This is a genomic window from Croceimicrobium sp., assembly GCF_965228705.1.
Classification (GTDB): Bacteria; Bacteroidota; Bacteroidia; order Flavobacteriales; family Schleiferiaceae; genus Croceimicrobium.
Genome location: NZ_OZ245832.1, coordinates 3,346,454 through 3,365,097, shown reverse-complemented (window position 1 = coordinate 3,365,097; position 18,644 = coordinate 3,346,454). Strand labels below are relative to the sequence as shown.

Genomic DNA, 18,644 nt, shown 5'->3' with positions numbered 1-18,644 from the left:
CTATTTCCATGTAAAACAAACCCTAGAATTACCCTAGCAAACACATGGCAAGGTCTAAAACAGACTAACAATCAGTAAATTAAGCCTTAGGCCTAATTACATGTATGTACACCCCTTGATTTAGCTCTAGCCTTGTCGGAATAAGATCACCGTCTGCGAGCAGCACCAAAACAGAATCCAGCAATTGGCTCGAGAGGAACTTTCCAAGCTGGCAATAAAAAAAGCCCTTGTCGCTAAACAAGGGCTTTCTTCAAAATAGTATTATCAAGACTTAGCGAATCACCAGTTTTCTGGAGATAACCACTTTACCTTCTGATTTCAAAGTGTAGAAATACACACCGGGATTCAGTTTACTTAAATCCAATTCCACTTCAGAGTTTTGAGCATCCAAACGAGTGCTGTATACTTTTGCCCCCACCAAGTTAATGATCTCAAAAGAGGCCTCTTTACTTACCTCATACTGTACACGGAGGAAGTCATCAGCAGGGTTAGGATAAACTGATAATTCAGGTTTCGCTACTTCTTTCTGGGAAAGAGGAACACCATTTACCTGATAGTTGATGGTGAAGGCTACTGAATCCGATGGATTATAGTAGTCAAATAAAACATATTGGATCGGGCCAGAACGGGTGTAGCCATCGAGATCAGGATATACGTGCAAAATCGCAGTATCCGTTGCTCCTGGTTGAATGGTTCTATTGAAAGAAGGGGGATTTTGTGAAATATTGGTGGTAAAACACAAACCCCAGCAAATAGCATTGCTATCGGTTAATTCATTGTAGTTGCCATCAATGCGCTTGAGTGCAACTTCAACTGGCAATCCAGAGATGTTTTTCACCACTGCATAGGCAGGTAAATCACGATCTGACCAGGCATTACCAACAACAGTGGAATCTTGATGAATTATCTCAAGACTTAATTGAGCTCTAAGCAAACCAGTGCTTAAAAGCAAGGCTAAAGCAAGTAGAGTAAATTTTTTATTCATAGCAGAGAATTAACACACGAATTACAAATGTATAAAATTCAGGTATCGAGAATAGCTTTTAATTCAATTTTCTATAATTTTCGGCCTTCACAACTCCTAAGTTTATATTATGAAAAAGTATTACTTGTCCCTTTTCCTCAGTGCTTTCGCACTTGGATTATTTGGTCAGGGTTACTATCAGATTCCTGCAATCAATGCCGGAACCAATCCTGGTAACCTAAATAATGACCCTGAGCAACCTGAAGGTTTCCTTTCTGGAAACAACTTAGGTTACACTACCGTACTTACCACTTCAGCGGCTGACGCCTGGTCTACCGCCCAAACTGTTCCATTTAGCTTTAACTTCAATGGTTCAGCTGAAACTACTTACTACGTTTCGGGTTCTGGTGTAGTTACTTTTGCCAGCAGTGCTCCTGCGACTACTCCTGGATTTACTCCAGCCTTATTACCAGCAGCAAGCATTCCTCCTAAGTCTATCTGCGCTTGGGGTATGGATCTTTCTGGTGCTAATGATGCTGTAGTATCTAAAACTTTTGGTACTGCTCCTAACCGTCAGCACTGGATTATCTGGGCTTCTGCCTCTAATGCTACTTTAGGTGCCGGTTGGACTTACTGGGGTATTGTAATGGAAGAAACTACTGATCGTATCTACATCGTTGATATGCGTAGTTATTCTCAAGGTGGAGCTAACGTTGCTATGACTGCTGGTATCCAAATCGATGGATCTACTGCTATCAACGTTTCTGGTTCTCCTGCTTTAACTTCCAATAACACAGCTACTGGTGGTAACCAAAGTGATGCCTTAGACAATACTTATTATGAGTTTGTATATGGTACTCAACCACAGTACGACTTAGCTTTAATTACTGCTTCTATCTCTGATATTGCTGGTTTAACTACTGCTGAAACTTTCGAAGCTACTGTACAAAACAAAGGTTCTGAAACCATCACTACCTTTAACTACAACTACGACGACAACCAAGGTGGTACGGGTACTACTGCTATTACTCAAACTTTGGGTACTGGCGACTTCGCTACCATTACCATGAACCCAGGTTGGACTGCTCCTGGTGCTGGTTCTTATACCATCGACTTAGATGTTAGCGACCCTAACAACAACAGCGATGCTAATCCAGCTGACAACGGTTTAACTTTCAACATTCAAGCAGCTCAGGATGTACCACGTACTTTCTTAGCTGAAGAATTCTCTAGTGCTACTTGTCCTCCTTGTAAGTCTTGGAACGATAACGTTTACAACGCTGCCTTGGCTAATTACAACCAAGCTGGTAATCCATTAGTTGTAAAATACCAGGTTCCAATTCCTTCTCCAGGAGATCCTAGCTTGAACCCAGATTCTGAAGCTCGTCGTCAGTGGTACGGAATCAACTCTGCTCCTACTATGTTGGCTAATGGTCAAGAAATTGACTACAGCGCTGGTACTACCTGGGGTGATGTTGCTGCAATCTATACTGCTGCTGAAGTAGCAGGTACTAATGCTCCTGCTTTCGTATCTATTAGCGGTTACGCTACTTACGATCGCGGTGCAGGTTCTAGCACTGCAGATGTTACTGTACACGCTACTGTAGCTTCTAACCTTGACTTATCTACCGGTAACTATGCTTTACAAATGGTAGTTCTTCAAGACAACTATGTTTACAATACAGCTCCTAATGGTGACTTCAACTATCACCACGTAATGCGTAAGATGTTACCTAATCCTAATGGTACTTCTTTAAGCCTTACTGCCGGTGCTTCTGCCAGCTTCAGCGAAAGCTACACTTTTGATGTAGGTAACGTTTCTGGTGGTGCTACTTCAGGTAACTACAACTTGTGGAATAACGATATCGAAGCTGTGGTATTCGTTGAAGACCGCGACAACCAAGTTATCATGAACGCTGCTTTAGCCGGTGTTACCTGGGTAGGTATCGACGAAACTGAAGTGGTAAAAGCTAAGGTTTATCCTAATCCTGCTAATGATGTATTAAACATCGCCCTTGAAGGTGAGCAAGAATTAAGTGTAAGCATTATCGATCTTACTGGTAAAACTGTAATGACTTCTGACTTCGGTTTAACTACCGGTGAAGAAATCAATACCAGCGACTTAGTACCTGGTATGTATATCGTACAAATCGTAGCCGACGGAAAAATGGCTGCTCAACGTATCGCAATTACCCACTAATAATTGCAGTGCGAATAAATATTAGCCGTCTCGGTTCTTCCGAGGCGGCTTTTTTTTATCCTCAATCACCTTAGTTAAACACTAGCAAGAGTAAGATCTAGCCTGCAAAATATTTCTGGCGCACTGATTGCTAAACAGATAGCATTGATAGGCAGAATTCCCACTTCCATGTGCAAGAATTCAGCGCAAGGACCTGCGATCCTATTTAAATACTTAATTTGCCCATCCTTATTTTTAGATTAAACCCATTCAAAATGAAAATCAAATTATTCTCGACCTTAATTCTGCTGATCTCATTTTCCTTTAGTGCTTTGGCTCAGGACAAAGTTCCTAATATTCAACTAAAGGATTTGGTTGGAAATATGATTGATGCCGGTGAAATTGATAATGATGGCAAGCCCATGATTATTAGCTTTTGGGCCACTTGGTGTAAACCTTGCATCCGCGAATTAAATGCCGTGAATGATGTTTATATCGATTGGGTAGAAGAAACTGGAGTTAAGTTGGTGGCTATTTCTGTAGATGACTCCAGAAATTCAGCTCGCGTTAAGCCTTTTATCACTTCACAAGGCTGGGAATACGAAGTATATATCGACGAAAACCAAGAGCTCAAGCGGGCCTTAAACGTAAATAACATACCTCACACCTTCCTTATTGATGGTGAAGGAAATATCGTTTGGCAGCACAATGGCTACATTCCCGGAGATGAAGACCATTTATATGAATTAATCACGCTTCTGGCCAATGGTCAAAGCATCGAAGGAGTGGAATAAGCCCTTAGCTCACCTCATTTATGAAAAAACATTTAGTCTTTACTCTGGCATTAAGTCTGGGAAGCCTTGGCTTAAGTGCACAAGAAAAGCAAGCGGATTACGGGCAGATTCACGGTAATTTCCAAACTAATGCCCAATATTACCTCCGAGACACCTTAATTGATCCACAGGGCGATGCCTATCCGGATGAAAGAATGTTGGCGGCTGGTTTTTTAAACCTTATTTATACCAAAGGTGATTTCATGGCGGGTATCCGTTATGAAAACTATCAGAATAACCTGGTAGGCCTCCCCGAGGGTTTCAAGGGACAGGGTATCCCCTATCGCTTTGCTCGCTATAAAAAAGACGGCTTTGACATTACCGTCGGAAACTACTATGAACAATTCGGATCAGGTCTGGTTTTCCGTACCTATGAAGAACGTGGCCTGGGACTGGATAATGCCATGGACGGCTTGCGTCTGATTGTTGACATTCGTCCTGGTATTACGGCCAAAGCGCTGGTAGGCCGTCAACGTATATACTTCAATACTGGTGATGGTATTGTACGCGGTGGAGACCTGGAGTTTAACTTAAATGATTTTAAAGGCGAAGCCGGAAGTCGAAATTTGATCATTGGCGCCAGCATGGTAAGCCGTTTCCAAGAAGCTCAAGACCCCATCTTTAACTTGCCTGAAAATGTGGCCAGCGGAGGTGTTCGCGCCAATTTCATCAGCAGTAATTTCAACTTCTTTGCGGAGTATGCTTATAAGTCTCAGGACCCTAATAGTGCCAACAACTTCATCTATAAGCCCGGTCATGCGATTTACAGTACCCTATCCTATGCCAAGGATAATTTAGGTATCCTCTTAGGTTATAAGTACTATGACAACTTCCTCTTCCGTTCACAAAGGGTGGGCAACTTTACAGAAGCGATGATCAATTACCTTCCTCCTTTGGCTGAATTACATACCTATGCCTTACCTGCTTTGTATTCTTACAATATTCAAGCAAACGGGGAGACCGGTATTCAAGCCGAAGTGAGTTATAAATTTGATCGCGGAACCGCTATTGGCGGTAAATATGGAACCTTACTGAATATCAATTTCAGTAATTCCTATGCTCTGGATAAGGATTTTGAGTACCGCACCGATATCGACAGCAGTCAGACCATATCCGGAACCAATGGCTACCAGGATTGGGCAGGCCCAGGGGATGTGCAGTATTCCCAGGATTTTAATGTGGAGGTGAAAACCAAAATCAATAAGAACCTTAAAGGTACTTTCAGCTACTATAATTTCATTTACAACCGCAGTGCTTTATTGGATGGGGTTATTGATGATCGTATTGGTCCAGACACTCATCTTAAATATGTATATGTAAATGCCGCTGTAGCCGAATTACTTTGGAAAATTAAGCCACGCCACTCTCTGCGTACCGAAGCTCAATTTATGCATACTGAGCAAGACCGAGGATCATGGGCCTTACTATTATTGGAATACTCCATTGCTCCACAATGGTTTGTGGCCGTTCAAGATGCCTATAACTATGGTAATCCCGACCCCGATTTGCAAATTCATTATCCCTTAGTATCTTTTGGCTATACTCGTGGAACTACTAAGGTTCAAGTGAACTACGGACGCCAACAACAAGGGGTATTTTGTGTAGGAGGTATCTGCCGAGTTGTACCCGCCTCCAATGGCTTCAGTTTATTACTTACTTCAAACTTCTAAAGGAATATGAAGATTAAAATATTAGCATTCGCCGCTTTAATTCTGGGTCTGCAAGCTTGTGATGAAATCCCTGAAGACGAATACCTTCTCATTGAAGAAGGCTCTCAAGGCTATCAGGGAACTGGACACCGTGTTTTTCTGGAAGAATTTACCGGAGTAAAATGCAATAACTGTCCAGCCGCCAATCAAAAGGCTAAAAACCTTCAAGCTATTTATGGCAAGGAAAATTTAATCCTTATTGGTATTCATGCAGGTAATTTGGCCACTACTGATGCCGAACATCCCAAAGCTTTTAACACTCCTGAAGGAACCGAACTCTTCAACTTCTTTCAGCTATTTGGAGTGCCGGTTGGCTTTATAAATCGTTTGGACTATGATGAAAACCGAATGATCAAAGGAGAAGGTGATTGGGCCGGTGTAGTAGCTACTGAATTGGAACGTCAACCAGTGGCTGAAATCACTCTGGTTGAAGACAGCTATAATGCCGGAACCATGGAATTAACGGTTTCGGGAAATGTAAGTGCCATCGGTACTTTGCCAGATAACCTTAAGGTATGTTTATACTTAACTGAAAATGATATTGTATCGGCTCAAACCCTGGGTGATAAATCCGTAAACCCTAATTACGTACATGACCATGTTTTCCGTGGATCTTTTAGCGGTACTTATGGTAAGACGATTGATCTTTCTACTGGCAGTGCCAGCTTTACGGAAAGCATTACCTTACCATCTGATGCAGTGAAAGCCAATTGCGAAGTGATTGCCTTTATTTACGATGCCGACAATTACGAGATCTTACAATCGAATTTTATCGAAATTTAGATCAAGAATCATCTATACTAGCAAGCCCCTTTTGCCATGCAGGAGGGGCTTTTTTAATGCTCTTCCTTTCTGATAAACTTCAGGTTTCTCTGTAAACCCAGATACTTGGTACGTTTAACTGCACTTTTCCGAAAAAGCTCCCGAAATACCTCTTCGCTCAACTCTTTCCAATCACCGGAAGACATGCCCAATAAGTCAGGATGCGGATTAAATGCCGGTTCTTGATGCGGCTTGGAAAAACGGTTCCAGGGGCAAACATCCTGGCATATATCACAACCGAATGCCCAATTCTCCATCTTACCCTTAAACTCTTGCGGAATAGAGTCCTTTAACTCTATAGTGAGATAAGATATACACTTGGTAGCATCCAGCAGATTAGGCTGTAGAATAGCATCCGTTGGGCAGGCGTCGATACAGCGGGTACAGGTTCCGCAATGATCGGTCTGCATCGGAGAATCGTATTCCAATTCTAGGTCTAATATTAATTCCGCCAAAAAGAAAAATGAGCCTTCCTTCTTATTGAGTAGCAAAGTGTTTTTTCCTTGCCAGCCCAAGCCTGCTTCCTGCGCCCATTTACGCTCCATTACCGGAGCCGAATCCACAAATACTCGCCCATCAATTTCGCCGATCTCCGTTTGGATAAACTGAACCAGGTCTTTAAGCTTCCTTTTTAAAACGAAATGATAATCTTCGCCATAGGCATACTTGGCAATCTTAGGCGCTTGAGGATCTTCTTGTTTTTGCTCGGGATAATAATTAAACAGCAAGGAGATAACCGATTTAGCTCCCGGCACTAATTTGGATGGATCCAAGCGCTTATCAAAGTGATTGGCTAACCAGGCCATCTCGCCTTGGTAGTTTTGATTTAACCAGCGCTCCAGCTTAGGCGCTTCTTCTTCTAAGTAACGGGCTTTAGCGACGCCACAGGCCATAAAACCCAGTCTTTGGGCCTCTTCCTTTATTTGCCTTGTATAAGTGGCCTTAGAGGTCAAATAAACCGTTTTGGAGATTTGGATCTTTCTTATCGAGATGCTTATAAGCCTTTTCCGTCACCATCCTTCCTCTTTGGGTACGTACCATAAAGCCTTGTTGAATGAGATACGGCTCGTACACTTCTTCCAAGGTTCCGGCCTGTTCCCCTACGGCGGTTGCGACCGTATTTAATCCTACCGGACCGCCCTTAAACTTATCGATAATACAGAGGAGTATTTTATGGTCCATTTCATCCAAACCATAGGTATCCACATGCAAGGCCTCCAAGCCATATTGAGCAATTTCCAAACTGATGGTTCCATTGCCCTTTACCTGAGCAAAATCCCGCATGCGTCGCAACAGTGCATTCGCAATACGTGGTGTTCCCCGACTACGTCTTGCTATTTCCACCGCAGCATTAGCATCGATTGGAACTTTGAGAATATGCGCCGACCGCTCTACGATGTTGGAAAGTAATTCAACCGAATAATATTGCAAACGACTGTTGATTCCGAATCGAGCCCTTAAGGGAGCGGTAAGCAATCCACTGCGAGTAGTGGCGCCAATTAAGGTAAACTGATTGAGATTAATTTGCACACTGCGGGCGGCCGGACCACTATCGATCATGATATCGATCCGATAATCCTCCATGGCAGAGTAGAGATATTCTTCCACCACCGGACTGAGTCGGTGAATCTCATCAATGAAAAGCACATCACGTTCTTCCAGATTGGTGAGGAGACCCGCTAATTCGCCTGGTTTATCGATCACCGGTCCAGAACTTAGCTTAAGACCCGATCCCAATTCATTGGCAATAATATGAGCCAGGGTAGTCTTTCCTAAGCCGGGAGGTCCATGCAAGAGTACATGATCCAAGGCTTCCTCCCTTTGATTCGCAGCGGCCACGAAAATGCGGAGGTTCTCCAACACTTTGTCCTGTCCGGCAAAATCATCGAAACTTAGAGGCCGAAGCTTCTGTTCGAAATCCTGTTGGCCATCTTCCAATTCCTCTTCTCCGTCTAAAAAACGCGTCATATAGCTGTTTGAGCAAAGTTATCTAAAATAAAAAGTCCCAACCTAAGGCCGGGACTTCTCAAATATCTATTTGCTAAAATACTAGTGACTAGTAGCCATCTCCTCATCTGTCATAGGGACAATTTGAGGGATGAAATCCTCATCGGCACCAGGCTTAGAGTAATCATAAGGCCAACGGTGTACTTCTGGAATTTCTCCAGGCCAGTTACCATGCACATGCTCTACCGGAGTAGTCCACTCCAAGGTATTCGAACGCCATGGGTTCTGAGAAGATTTCTTACCGCGCAAGGCACTATAGAAGAAGTTGTAGATGAAGATCACCTGAGCAATACCACCTATGATAGCAAAGTAAGATACTACCACGTTGATATCGGCAAGATCATCAAACATTGGGAAGTTGGTATTGGTATAGTAACGACGGGGTAAACCAGCCATACCTAAGAAGTGCATTGGGAAGAATACACCATAAGCACAGATAAAGGTTACCCAGAAGTGCACATAGCCCAAGTTCTTATTCATTCTACGACCAAAGAGTTTGGGGAACCAGTGATATACCCCGGCAAATAATCCGAAGATCGCTGAAAGACCCATTACAATGTGGAAGTGAGCTACTACGAAATAGGTATCGTGAACGTTAATATCCAGGGCACTATCACCCAAGATCAAACCAGTTACACCACCGGTGATGAAGGTAGACACCAGGCCGATAGAGAACATCATGGCAGGAGTAAACTGTAAATTACCTTTCCATAAAGTAGTGATGTAGTTAAAGGCTTTTACCGCCGATGGAATCGCAATTAAGAGGGTGGTGAAAGTAAACACCGAACCTAAGAATGGATTCATACCGGTAACGAACATATGGTGACCCCACACGATAAAGCTCAAGAAGGCAATTGCTAAAATCGAACCTACCATCGCACGGTAACCGAAAATCGGCTTACGGGCATTGGTTGAGATAACTTCCGAACTAATACCTAATGCTGGTAGAAGAATAATGTATACCTCAGGGTGACCTAAGAACCAGAACAAGTGTTGGTATAAGATTGGACTACCACCCTGATTGGTTAACAGCTCTCCAGCTACCATAATATCAGAAAGGTAGAAACTGGTTCCGAAGCTACGGTCGAAGATTAATAATAAAGCTGCTGAGAACAGAACCGGGAATGAAAGCACACCCAAGATAGCGGTTACAAAGAAGGCCCAAATGGTCAAAGGAAGACGAGTCATGCTCATTCCTTTGGTACGTAAGTTTAAAACGGTTACGATGTAGTTCAAGGCACCTAACAAAGAAGACACGATGAACAGAGACATGGAAACCAACCATAAAGTCATACCGGTACCGGAACCTGGAATCGCTTGTGGCAAGGCACTTAATGGTGGATAAATGGTCCATCCTGCAGAAGCTGGTCCGTTCTCTACGAAGAGAGAGCTAATCATTACCACTGAAGAGGCAAAGAAGAACCAGTATGACAACATGTTGATGAAACCTGAAGCCATATCACGGGCACCAATCTGCAATGGAATCAACAGGTTGGAGAAGGTACCACTAAGACCAGCGGTTAATACAAAGAATACCATGATAGTACCATGGATGGTAACCAAGGCTAGGTAAATATCGGGAGTCATTACTCCGTCTTCAGCCCATTTTCCTAAAAGGGCATCAAGGATAGGCCATTCATGATCAGGCCAAGCTAATTGTAAACGGAACAAAAGGGACATTCCCACACCAACAATACCCATGATCATACCGGTGATCAGGAATTGCTTGGCGATCATTTTATGATCCGTACTAAAAATATATTTCGTGATGAAAGTTTCCTTGTGGTGTTCGTGTGATTCCATTTGCTTCTTTCGGTTTCAGTCCTTTAATACTTTCCTAGCTAATTCTTACAACATTTCAGCAAAGGTCTGCTGCTGCTTCATCCAATCGTTGAAGGCTCCTTCTTCTTCAACCACAACCTTTAACTGCATATTGTAGTGCGCCGCACCACAAATCTTGTTACACAGCAATACGTAATCGAATTCCCAAGGGTCTTCGCCACGCTCAGCACGCAAAGCATTTACACGCTTTACCTTTTTAATCATTTCTGGTTTGCTACGCATTTCTGCAGTAGTAATGGTAGGGGTAAACTGGAATTGAGTACGAGTACCTGGTACACAGTTCATTTGCACACGGAAATGAGGTAAATAAGCCGAGTGAATTACATCCTGTGAGCGGAACTTTAAAATTACCGGACGATCTTTAGGAAGGTGTAATTCATTGGTGATAATATCATTTGCTGAATGTTCATCACTAGGATCAACACCTAATGTGTTTACACCCTCGATTAAGCGTACATTGGCATAACCCAATTCATTATCGCTTCCCGCATAACGGGCTTGCCATCCGAATTGCTTGGCGTAGATTTCCACTACCATTGGCTCTTCGGTATTTTCGGGGTTCATCACATTGCTCCAGGTAGTTAATCCGTATAAGATCAAACCGGCTAAAACTACCGCTGGAACACCAGTCCAGAATAACTCCAAACGGTTATTATGCTCCATATAAGTCGCTTTGCGATTTTTACGACCACGGAACATAAAAGCAAATCCAAATAATAAAGGCTGGGTCACCAGGAATGCAGCCAGAATAACGCCCATTGAGATATCCCAAAGGTTGTCTATATCCGCTCCATGTTCAGAAGCTGCAACCGGTAAAGTCACATCCATATACTCATTGACCATCCAGGCAAAGGCGCCAAAGAAGAACACGAGGAATAAAATCATTAACCAACCCTGGGTGTTGTTATCACGATCGTCAACCTTTACATCAGTGTCGGTTCCTTTGATTTGAGAAGATATCTCAAAAATCCGAACAGCCTGCGTGAGGGCGGCAACCGCCAGGAGTGCTACTACGATTACTAATAAAGTCTCCATGTATTACTAGTGTTTCTTTTCTAATTATTGATGGAAATGGGTACTCTCCACATACATTGGGTGATTCTTGGCCATCAAAGGAGCTTTGCTCAAGGCGCGGAAAACCACATTAATAAACAGACCAACAAATCCGAGCATGGTACCAATTTGTACCAGACCCAAAGTCCAGTTGTTACCAACCGATCCTGGCATAATCATAATAAAGATGTCCATCCAGTGACCGAAGAGAATTACCACACCAGCGGTGAAGATAAATCCTTTGTTACGCTTGGCATCACGGCTCATCAATACTAAGATTGGGAACAAGAAGTTAAGCACCAACATGGTAAAGAACAATCCTTTGTACTCACCAAAGCGAGCCATGTAATAAGTTACTTCTTCAGGGATATTAGAGTACCAAATCAACATAAACTGAGAGAACCAGAGGTAAGTCCAGAAAATGGAGAAGGCAAACATAAACTTGGCAATATCGTGGATGTGGCTTTGGTTAACTTCAGCTAAGTAACCTTTGCCTTTCAAGTACAACACGATCATCATTAAGGCAGTAAGTGCAGACACGAACATAGTTGCAAATACGTACCATCCAAACAGTGTACTAAACCAGTGAGTATCGATACTCATGATCCAGTCCCAAGCACTGGTAGAAGAAGTAACCGCAAAGAATACCAGGAATCCGGCACCCAGGTTACGCATCTTAGCCCAGTTTTTGGCGTAGTCTACACCAGCTTGCTCGAAACGTAAGCTCATCTTACGCAACATATAAGCGGCACCAATCCAGCCACCTAAATAGATCAAAGCTCTCAGGGTGAAGAAAGCACCATTTAAGTATCCTTCTTTACCTGCAATCAGCGCATCGTAATTAGGACTTTCAGGATTCATAATTCCTTCAGCCATCCAGTGATATACATGGTTTCCACCGATATGGAACCATCCGGTAAGGATGATGATTAAGATCACCAAACCGGGTACCCAAATAAAGCTAGACATAGCTTCTAAGATACGAAGGATCACCGCTGACCAACCTACTTGAGCAGCATATTGCACTGCCATAAAGAACAAGGCTCCTAATCCTAAAGCTAAAGCCCAAAAGCTGTTTACTAAAAGGTTAGACCAAGGCTTGTTTTCAAGTTGATGATGAATATGCTCAGCATCATGATGCTCGGGTGAAGTATAAAAATGGTTGTTTTCCGGGATGGCGCGAGAAGCAGCTTTATGATAGCTAAAGTCGCTGGTTTCCGGCATATCATCATGCACTAAAGCGGGATGTATGGCTGTCTCGTGATGTGCTTCTTCACCATGGGAATCATGGCTAGCGTGATCCGTATGCTCAGCATGATCGGAATGATCAGCATGCTCATCGTGCATCGTTGCGTGTTCTCCGTGCTCATCTTCATGATGACCTCCGCCAGCCAGAAAGCTGAAGCCTACGGAAAGCGCACCGATCAAGATCAGTACGTAAGAAATGGTTTTTAGTCGGCTTGAAAATTCAAACATCTCTGCGGTCGTTAAAGATTGTTAATGCTTCGTTTATCAGCTTTCTGATGATTCTTCTTCAGCTACTGCGGTAGTAGCATCTTCCTCTGCAGGGGCTTCTTCCTTGGCTGGTGCAGCCATTGCCTCCTTGAGTTCCATTACATACAGGGCCAATTTCCAACGTTCTTCCGGAGTTACCTGAGAAGCATGGGATCCCATCACTCCTTTTCCATAGGTAATAACATGGAAGATCGATCCATAATTGATATCACGATCCGCATAGTTAGGTACTCCTAAGAATTTCTCATTCTTCACCAATACCCCTTGACCGTCGCCTTTATCACCGTGGCAGTGGGCGCAGAAGATGGTATAGAGTTCTTTGGCTTCAGCCATGCTTTGCTCATCGGCTACAAAGCCAGCAGGTAAATTCATATTGGCTTTCGCGGAATCGTAACCAGCAGCATCAGCACTGTAATGCTCATAGCTCATAAATCCACGCGGAATTGTACCCTCTACCGGTTTACGTGCAGAAGTACTGTCACTGAAAAGATCGGTAGGAGAATAGGCTTCCAAAGCAGGACCATCATACATATCGGGCATATACTGCCAACCGCGATGGTTTTCTTCTTGCTTACAAGCAACCAGCATTAAACCGGCTACTCCAAAAGCGAACAATTTATTGATAGTACCTTTTTTAAGCATGCTCAGCGGAATTTACACTTACTTCAATAGCTCCTGTATCTTTCAACAGGGCCATAATATCTTCATTGCTGTGGTCGCCACCAGCTACCACTTCCATTAAAAACTTGTCGTCGGTTGTGCGAGGATCTGGGTTCTGCGCTTTGGCGCCTGGATAAATCTTGTTGCGGAAAAAGAATGTCCATACCATTAAGTGAGCGGCAAAGAACACCGTTAATTCGAACATGATAGGCACAAAGGCAGGCATGTTCTCACCCCAGCTGAAACTTGGTTTACCACCAATGTTTAAAGGCCAGTCTACGATCATCATTCCATAGGTAAGAGAAATCGCAGTCGCTAAACCTAAGGTTCCGTATAAAAATGCGGCAATGGCAATACGGGTTTCCTTTAAGCCCATCGCTTTGTCCAATCCGTGCACCGGAAATGGAGAATATACTTCCTGGATCTCGAGACCTTTCTCGCGAACCTGCTTCACACCAGACAACAACACATCGTCGTCGTCGTACAGTGCATTGATTATTGTTTGATTAGTGCTCGCCATGCTCTTGCTCTTGTTTCTCTTGAAGTTTCTTGTAGTTATCGCCAGATGATTTCAAAATGGTCTTCAGTTCGGCCTGAGCAATTACCGGGAAGGTACGTGCATATAAAAGGAACAGAACGAAGAAGAAACCGATAGTACCGATAAAGATTCCGATGTCTACGAAAGTTGGAGAGAACATACTCCAGCTTGATGGTAAGTAGTCGCGGTGCAAAGAAGTTACAATGATCACGAAACGCTCGAACCACATACCGATGTTTACTACAATCGAAATAAAGAAGGTAAACATTAAGCTGGTACGTAATTTCTTGATCCACATAAACTGTGGAGAGAATACGTTACAGGTCATCATACTCCAGTAAGCCCACCAGTAAGGACCGGTTGCACGGTTTAAGAAAGCATACTGTTCGTACTCTACTCCAGAATACCATGCGATGAAAAGCTCGGTGATATAGGCAATACCTACAATCGAACCGGTCAACATAATTACGATGTTCATCATCTCGATATGCTGAATGGTAATGTACTGCTCCATCTTAAACACCTTACGCACGATGATCAAGAGGGTTTGTACCATGGCAAATCCTGAGAAGATCGCACCGGCAACGAAGTATGGAGGGAAAATAGTGGTATGCCATCCGGGGATAACCGAAGTAGCAAAGTCCATAGATACAATGGTGTGTACCGAAAGTACCAGTGGAGTTGCCAAGCCGGCCAGTACCAAGGATACTTCCTCGAAACGTTGCCAATGTTTAGCCTTACCACCCCATCCAAAGCTGAGGATCTTATAAATGTGCTTCTGTACGGGTTTCACAGCACGGTCGCGAATCATGGCAAAGTCAGGAATAAGACCTACATACCAGAATACTACCGATACCGAGAAATAAGTAGAGATCGCAAATACGTCCCAAAGAAGTGGTGAGTTAAAGTTCACCCACAAGGAGCCGAATTGGTTAGGAATTGGGAACACAAAATAGGCCAACCAGATACGACCCATGTGAATACCGGGGAATAAAGCCGCCTGAATTACGGAGAAGATGGTCATCGCTTCCGCAGAACGGTTGATGGACATTCTCCACTTTTGACGGAATAACAACAGTACCGCGGAAATAAGTGTACCGGCGTGACCGATACCTACCCACCATACGAAGTTGGTGATATCCCAGGCCCAACCTACGGTTTTGTTCAAACCCCAGGTACCGATACCTACACCGATGGTGTAGAGGATACATCCTACTCCCCAAAGGAAAGCGAGGAGGGCTAAACTAAATACCAGCCACCAGGATTTGGGCGCTGAAGACTCTACCGGACGAACTACATCTACCGTAATGTCGTGGTAGGACTTGTCGCCTTCAATAAGAGGTTTGCGTATTGGCGCTTCGTAATGCATGTTTTCCTCGAAATTAAGCTGTTGTGTTACGTACTTTAACTTGATAGAATACCGATGGCTGTGTTCCTACAGAACCCAGAAGGTGATACATCCGTTTGTCTTGTTTCAGGTTAAATACCTTAGACTTCTTATCGTTTACATCACCGAATACAATGGCACCGGTATCACAGGCAGACTGACAGGCAGTTTGAACATCACCATCTTTCAGTGCTACACCGCGTTTCTTAGCTTCCAGTTTACCCAACTGAGTACGTTGGATACACATAGAGCATTTTTCCATTACACCACGAGAACGCACGGTTACATCGGGGTTTAATACCATACGACCTAAGTCTTCATTCATGGCGTAGTTCTCTTTGAACATACCCATGGTATTGTCATGGTACTGGAACCAGTTAAAGCGACGTACTTTATAAGGACAGTTGTTGGCACAGTAACGTGTACCAATACAACGGTTGTAAGTCATGTGGTTTAAACCTTCCGAACTGTGAGTAGTAGCCGCAACCGGACATACAGTTTCACAAGGGGCATGGTTACAGTGTTGACACATAACAGGCTGGAAGAATACTTCTGGGCTTTCAGAAGGTTTTTCCATATCCGCATACATATCGGTGGCACCCTTACCTAAAAGACCAATTCCTTCGTAACCTAATTCATCTGCGTTTTCCTTGGTAACATCGGAGCTGTAATAGCGGTCGATACGCAACCAGTGCATATCGCGGTGCTTACGCATCTCATCTTTACCTACAACCGGAACGTTATTCTCAGAGTGGCAAGCAATAACACAGGCGCCACATCCATTACAAAGGTTTAAGTCGATAGACATATTCCACATGTGGCCGGTTTCATGATCGAAATCGTCCCAGAGGTTTACTTCATCACCAACTAATGGTCCTTTGTAAGTATTAAAGATTGGAGGCTCATTCCAGCCATCATGACCGTTTTGAGCAGGCTCGTTCAAGAAAGTATTTAAGCTTACTTCTTTTACGATATCACGACCCATCATAGTATGCGCTAACTGAATACAAGCGAACTTGTGCTCTGCGCCTTCTACCGGGCTAATTTTAACTTCGGCGCTGTGGTCCATGCCCATCAATTGGAAAGCATTAACCCCAACTTTATCGGCCACCTCACCTGCGCCATCGCGACCAAAGCCTACGGCTAAACAAGCAGTACCAATAGTTTGTCCTGGCTGAATGAATACCGGAACATTCTCTAGGGTTTTAGAACCCACCTGAAGGTTTACCACTGAACTGTTTAAGGCACCATTGGATTCGTTCCAGTTCTTTAAGCCTAGTTCTGCCGCATCAGCAGCAGCTACACTTAAATAGTTATCCCAGGATACACGGCTGATTGGATCAGGGAATTCTAACAACCAAGGGTTATTAGCGATGGTTCCCACACCCATACCGGTTAACTGGCTAAAGTTTATTTCCATGGAAGGAGCCTTTTTAGCAGTAGCTAAGGCATCGGCAGCAGAAACAGCAACATCGATGCTAATTCCACCTTCTTCCATTTCAGTGTCAGCAGCCATTTCTTCGGCTACAGCAGATGACTTCACAAATACACCATCGTGTAGAACCTTAGTCCAATCGGTAGATCCCAGGATACCTGCATTCCAATTCGACTTGATGAAATCCAGGTAAGAACCACCCATTCCAGACCAGCTCATGAGGCAATCCTCAAACTGGCGAGTATTGAATAAGGTTTTGATGGTAGGCTGCTGCAAGCTGTAGTGCATATCCGCAGGACTGAAATCTCCCCAACTTTCGAGGTAGTGATTTTCAGCGGCTACGAATGCAGAAAGCTTAGCGGTTTCATCCGACTTCATGCTTACGGCTACCGTAGTTGGTACCTTGGCATAGCCAGCTTTGAAATCAGCATTTCCAGATAAAACATAAGCAGGATTCAAGTTGTGGGTAATTACCGCACCTACATTACCTGCTTTCATATCGGCGATTAAAGCCTGGATAGCTTTATCATCACCTTGACGGAGGTAAGAACGATTCTTATGAGAAACAGTTACCTCAGTATTTCCTAACATTTGGTTGATGGCAATACACAAGTGCTCATTGGCCTTGCTGTTACCACCACATACTACCAATCCGTTTTTACCAGCTGCCAATAACTCCTGAGCGGCGGCTTTCACTTCAGACTTCAATACTGAAGAACCTGAAACAGTAGCCATTCCTTTGGCGGAAGCAATCTCATTGTAAAGACCCACTAATACCGCACCGTATTCGGCAGCTTTTACTTTATGACGCTTATCGGCATTGGAACCGGTTAAAGAAAGACCGGCTTCGAATTGGAAGTGACGAGACATACCCTCACCAGGTACGCGGTTCTTCGCATAATCGCCCGCTACGGATTGACCAACCCAGTCGCCCAGGAAGTCGGCACCTACCGATACAATCGCTTTAGCATTAGCGAAATTGTAAAGACCTAAAGCACGTTTTCCGGTTACTTCTTTCCAAGCATCCAATTTATTGGAGTAGCTCATTGGATCGAAGCTTACATGACGGAAATTGCTGTAGCTCTCGCCAAATTTCTTGATCAGGGCCTTTTGAGAAGGGCTGATCACAGAAGAAGTTAATACCACCACTTGCTTAGCAGCCGCTTCAGCCGCTAATAAACCTTTCTTCACTCCGGCATCCAGGCTAGCCCAATCTGAGCTCTCTCCTTTTACCATTGGATTTTGAAGACGGGTAGCATCGTATAAGTTCAACACGGAAGCATGAACACGGGTATTAGCCCCACCATTCATTTTAGCCTCGCGGTTGTTCTCTACTTTAATAGGACGACCTTCACGGGTTTTGATTAATACCGAGGCATAATCATGACCGTCGTAATAACTGGTCGCGTAGTAGTTAGCAATCCCGGGAATAATCTCCTCGGGGGCCACTACATAAGGTAATGATTCGTAAACGGGAGATTCACAAGCGGCCAGGGTAGCGGCAGCAGTGGTGAAGCCCATATATTTAAGGAAATCACGACGAGAAGTATGGGTACTCTCCAGATTATCCTGATTTCCTAAAAACTCTTCTGCTGGAATATTTGATGGGAATTCTTGCTCGGACAAGTTTTGCACTAATTCCGGATTCTCAAGTTCTGAAATCCCTCTCCAGTATTTCTTGTTTTCAGCCATTCTTGTTT

At 43.8% G+C, this 18,644-nt stretch carries 14 protein-coding genes; 4 read left to right on the top strand and 10 right to left on the bottom strand.

The window, feature by feature from the left end:
• Positions 1-271: 271 nt before the first annotated feature.
• On the bottom strand, positions 272-985 hold the full coding sequence (locus ACO05P_RS15030) for a T9SS type A sorting domain-containing protein (protein WP_421752076.1): 714 nt from the start codon (positions 983-985) through the stop codon (positions 272-274).
• Positions 986-1,094: 109 nt separating this feature from the next.
• Here ACO05P_RS15030 and ACO05P_RS15025 point away from each other — a divergent pair, with 109 nt between their 5' ends.
• The 4 genes from ACO05P_RS15025 to ACO05P_RS15010 all read left to right on the top strand — a co-directional run bounded on the left by ACO05P_RS15025 (position 1,095) and on the right by ACO05P_RS15010 (position 6,468).
• Complete coding sequence (locus ACO05P_RS15025) at positions 1,095-3,164, top strand: T9SS type A sorting domain-containing protein (protein WP_421752075.1); 2,070 nt, start codon at positions 1,095-1,097, stop codon at positions 3,162-3,164.
• Positions 3,165-3,418: 254 nt separating this feature from the next.
• Positions 3,419-3,937, top strand: a complete 519-nt coding sequence (locus ACO05P_RS15020) for a TlpA family protein disulfide reductase (protein ID WP_421752074.1) — start codon at positions 3,419-3,421, stop codon at positions 3,935-3,937.
• A 20-nt stretch (positions 3,938-3,957) separates the two neighbouring features.
• The gene (locus ACO05P_RS15015; RefSeq protein ID WP_421752073.1) at positions 3,958-5,646 is read left to right on the top strand and encodes a DUF6029 family protein; all 1,689 of its coding nucleotides are present in this window, start codon (positions 3,958-3,960) and stop codon (positions 5,644-5,646) included.
• Between the two features lie 6 nt (positions 5,647-5,652).
• Complete coding sequence (locus tag ACO05P_RS15010) at positions 5,653-6,468, top strand: Omp28 family outer membrane lipoprotein (RefSeq protein WP_421752072.1); 816 nt, start codon at positions 5,653-5,655, stop codon at positions 6,466-6,468.
• Between the two features lie 53 nt (positions 6,469-6,521).
• Here ACO05P_RS15010 and queG read toward each other — a convergent pair whose 3' ends face one another.
• From queG to ACO05P_RS14965, 9 genes are all read right to left on the bottom strand, one after another.
• Positions 6,522-7,460 (bottom strand): tRNA epoxyqueuosine(34) reductase QueG, encoded by a 939-nt coding sequence (queG, locus tag ACO05P_RS15005; protein ID WP_421752070.1) that lies wholly within the window; start codon positions 7,458-7,460, stop codon positions 6,522-6,524.
• On the bottom strand, positions 7,450-8,475 hold the full coding sequence (gene ruvB, locus ACO05P_RS15000; protein ID WP_421752069.1) for a Holliday junction branch migration DNA helicase RuvB: 1,026 nt from the start codon (positions 8,473-8,475) through the stop codon (positions 7,450-7,452). The genes queG and ruvB overlap by 11 nt, the downstream gene beginning before the upstream one ends.
• Before the next feature lie 81 nt (positions 8,476-8,556).
• A complete protein-coding gene (locus ACO05P_RS14995) occupies positions 8,557-10,317 on the bottom strand; it encodes a cytochrome c oxidase subunit I (RefSeq protein WP_421752067.1) in 1,761 nt (586 codons plus the stop codon).
• 45 nt (positions 10,318-10,362) lie between these two features.
• Entirely contained in the window at positions 10,363-11,391 is a 1,029-nt protein-coding gene (locus tag ACO05P_RS14990) for a cytochrome c oxidase subunit II (RefSeq protein WP_421752065.1), read from the bottom strand.
• Between the two features lie 24 nt (positions 11,392-11,415).
• Positions 11,416-12,885, bottom strand: a complete 1,470-nt coding sequence (locus ACO05P_RS14985; RefSeq protein ID WP_421752064.1) for a quinol:cytochrome C oxidoreductase — start codon at positions 12,883-12,885, stop codon at positions 11,416-11,418.
• Positions 12,886-12,921: 36 nt separating this feature from the next.
• Complete coding sequence (locus ACO05P_RS14980) at positions 12,922-13,566, bottom strand: c-type cytochrome (protein WP_421752062.1); 645 nt, start codon at positions 13,564-13,566, stop codon at positions 12,922-12,924.
• Positions 13,559-14,104 (bottom strand): DUF3341 domain-containing protein, encoded by a 546-nt coding sequence (locus ACO05P_RS14975; RefSeq protein ID WP_421752060.1) that lies wholly within the window; start codon positions 14,102-14,104, stop codon positions 13,559-13,561. The genes ACO05P_RS14980 and ACO05P_RS14975 overlap by 8 nt, the downstream gene beginning before the upstream one ends.
• Positions 14,091-15,491: an NrfD/PsrC family molybdoenzyme membrane anchor subunit gene (gene nrfD, locus ACO05P_RS14970; RefSeq protein ID WP_421752058.1), complete on the bottom strand. Its 1,401-nt coding sequence runs from the start codon at positions 15,489-15,491 to the stop codon at positions 14,091-14,093. The genes ACO05P_RS14975 and nrfD overlap by 14 nt, the downstream gene beginning before the upstream one ends.
• Before the next feature lie 13 nt (positions 15,492-15,504).
• The gene (locus ACO05P_RS14965; protein WP_421752056.1) at positions 15,505-18,636 is read right to left on the bottom strand and encodes a TAT-variant-translocated molybdopterin oxidoreductase; all 3,132 of its coding nucleotides are present in this window, start codon (positions 18,634-18,636) and stop codon (positions 15,505-15,507) included.
• Between the last annotated feature and the right edge of the window lie 8 nt (positions 18,637-18,644).

Coding starts and splice junctions, on each gene's coding strand:
- ACO05P_RS15030 (WP_421752076.1), bottom strand. CDS start 985: ATGAATAAAAAATTTACTCTACTTGCTTTAGCCTTGCTTTTAAGCACT.
- ACO05P_RS15025 (WP_421752075.1), top strand. CDS start 1,095: ATGAAAAAGTATTACTTGTCCCTTTTCCTCAGTGCTTTCGCACTTGGA.
- ACO05P_RS15020 (WP_421752074.1), top strand. CDS start 3,419: ATGAAAATCAAATTATTCTCGACCTTAATTCTGCTGATCTCATTTTCC.
- ACO05P_RS15015 (WP_421752073.1), top strand. CDS start 3,958: ATGAAAAAACATTTAGTCTTTACTCTGGCATTAAGTCTGGGAAGCCTT.
- ACO05P_RS15010 (WP_421752072.1), top strand. CDS start 5,653: ATGAAGATTAAAATATTAGCATTCGCCGCTTTAATTCTGGGTCTGCAA.
- ruvB (WP_421752069.1), bottom strand. CDS start 8,475: ATGACGCGTTTTTTAGACGGAGAAGAGGAATTGGAAGATGGCCAACAG.
- ACO05P_RS14995 (WP_421752067.1), bottom strand. CDS start 10,317: ATGGAATCACACGAACACCACAAGGAAACTTTCATCACGAAATATATT.
- ACO05P_RS14990 (WP_421752065.1), bottom strand. CDS start 11,391: ATGGAGACTTTATTAGTAATCGTAGTAGCACTCCTGGCGGTTGCCGCC.
- ACO05P_RS14985 (WP_421752064.1), bottom strand. CDS start 12,885: ATGTTTGAATTTTCAAGCCGACTAAAAACCATTTCTTACGTACTGATC.
- ACO05P_RS14980 (WP_421752062.1), bottom strand. CDS start 13,566: ATGCTTAAAAAAGGTACTATCAATAAATTGTTCGCTTTTGGAGTAGCC.
- ACO05P_RS14975 (WP_421752060.1), bottom strand. CDS start 14,104: ATGGCGAGCACTAATCAAACAATAATCAATGCACTGTACGACGACGAC.
- nrfD (WP_421752058.1), bottom strand. CDS start 15,491: ATGCATTACGAAGCGCCAATACGCAAACCTCTTATTGAAGGCGACAAG.
- ACO05P_RS14965 (WP_421752056.1), bottom strand. CDS start 18,636: ATGGCTGAAAACAAGAAATACTGGAGAGGGATTTCAGAACTTGAGAAT.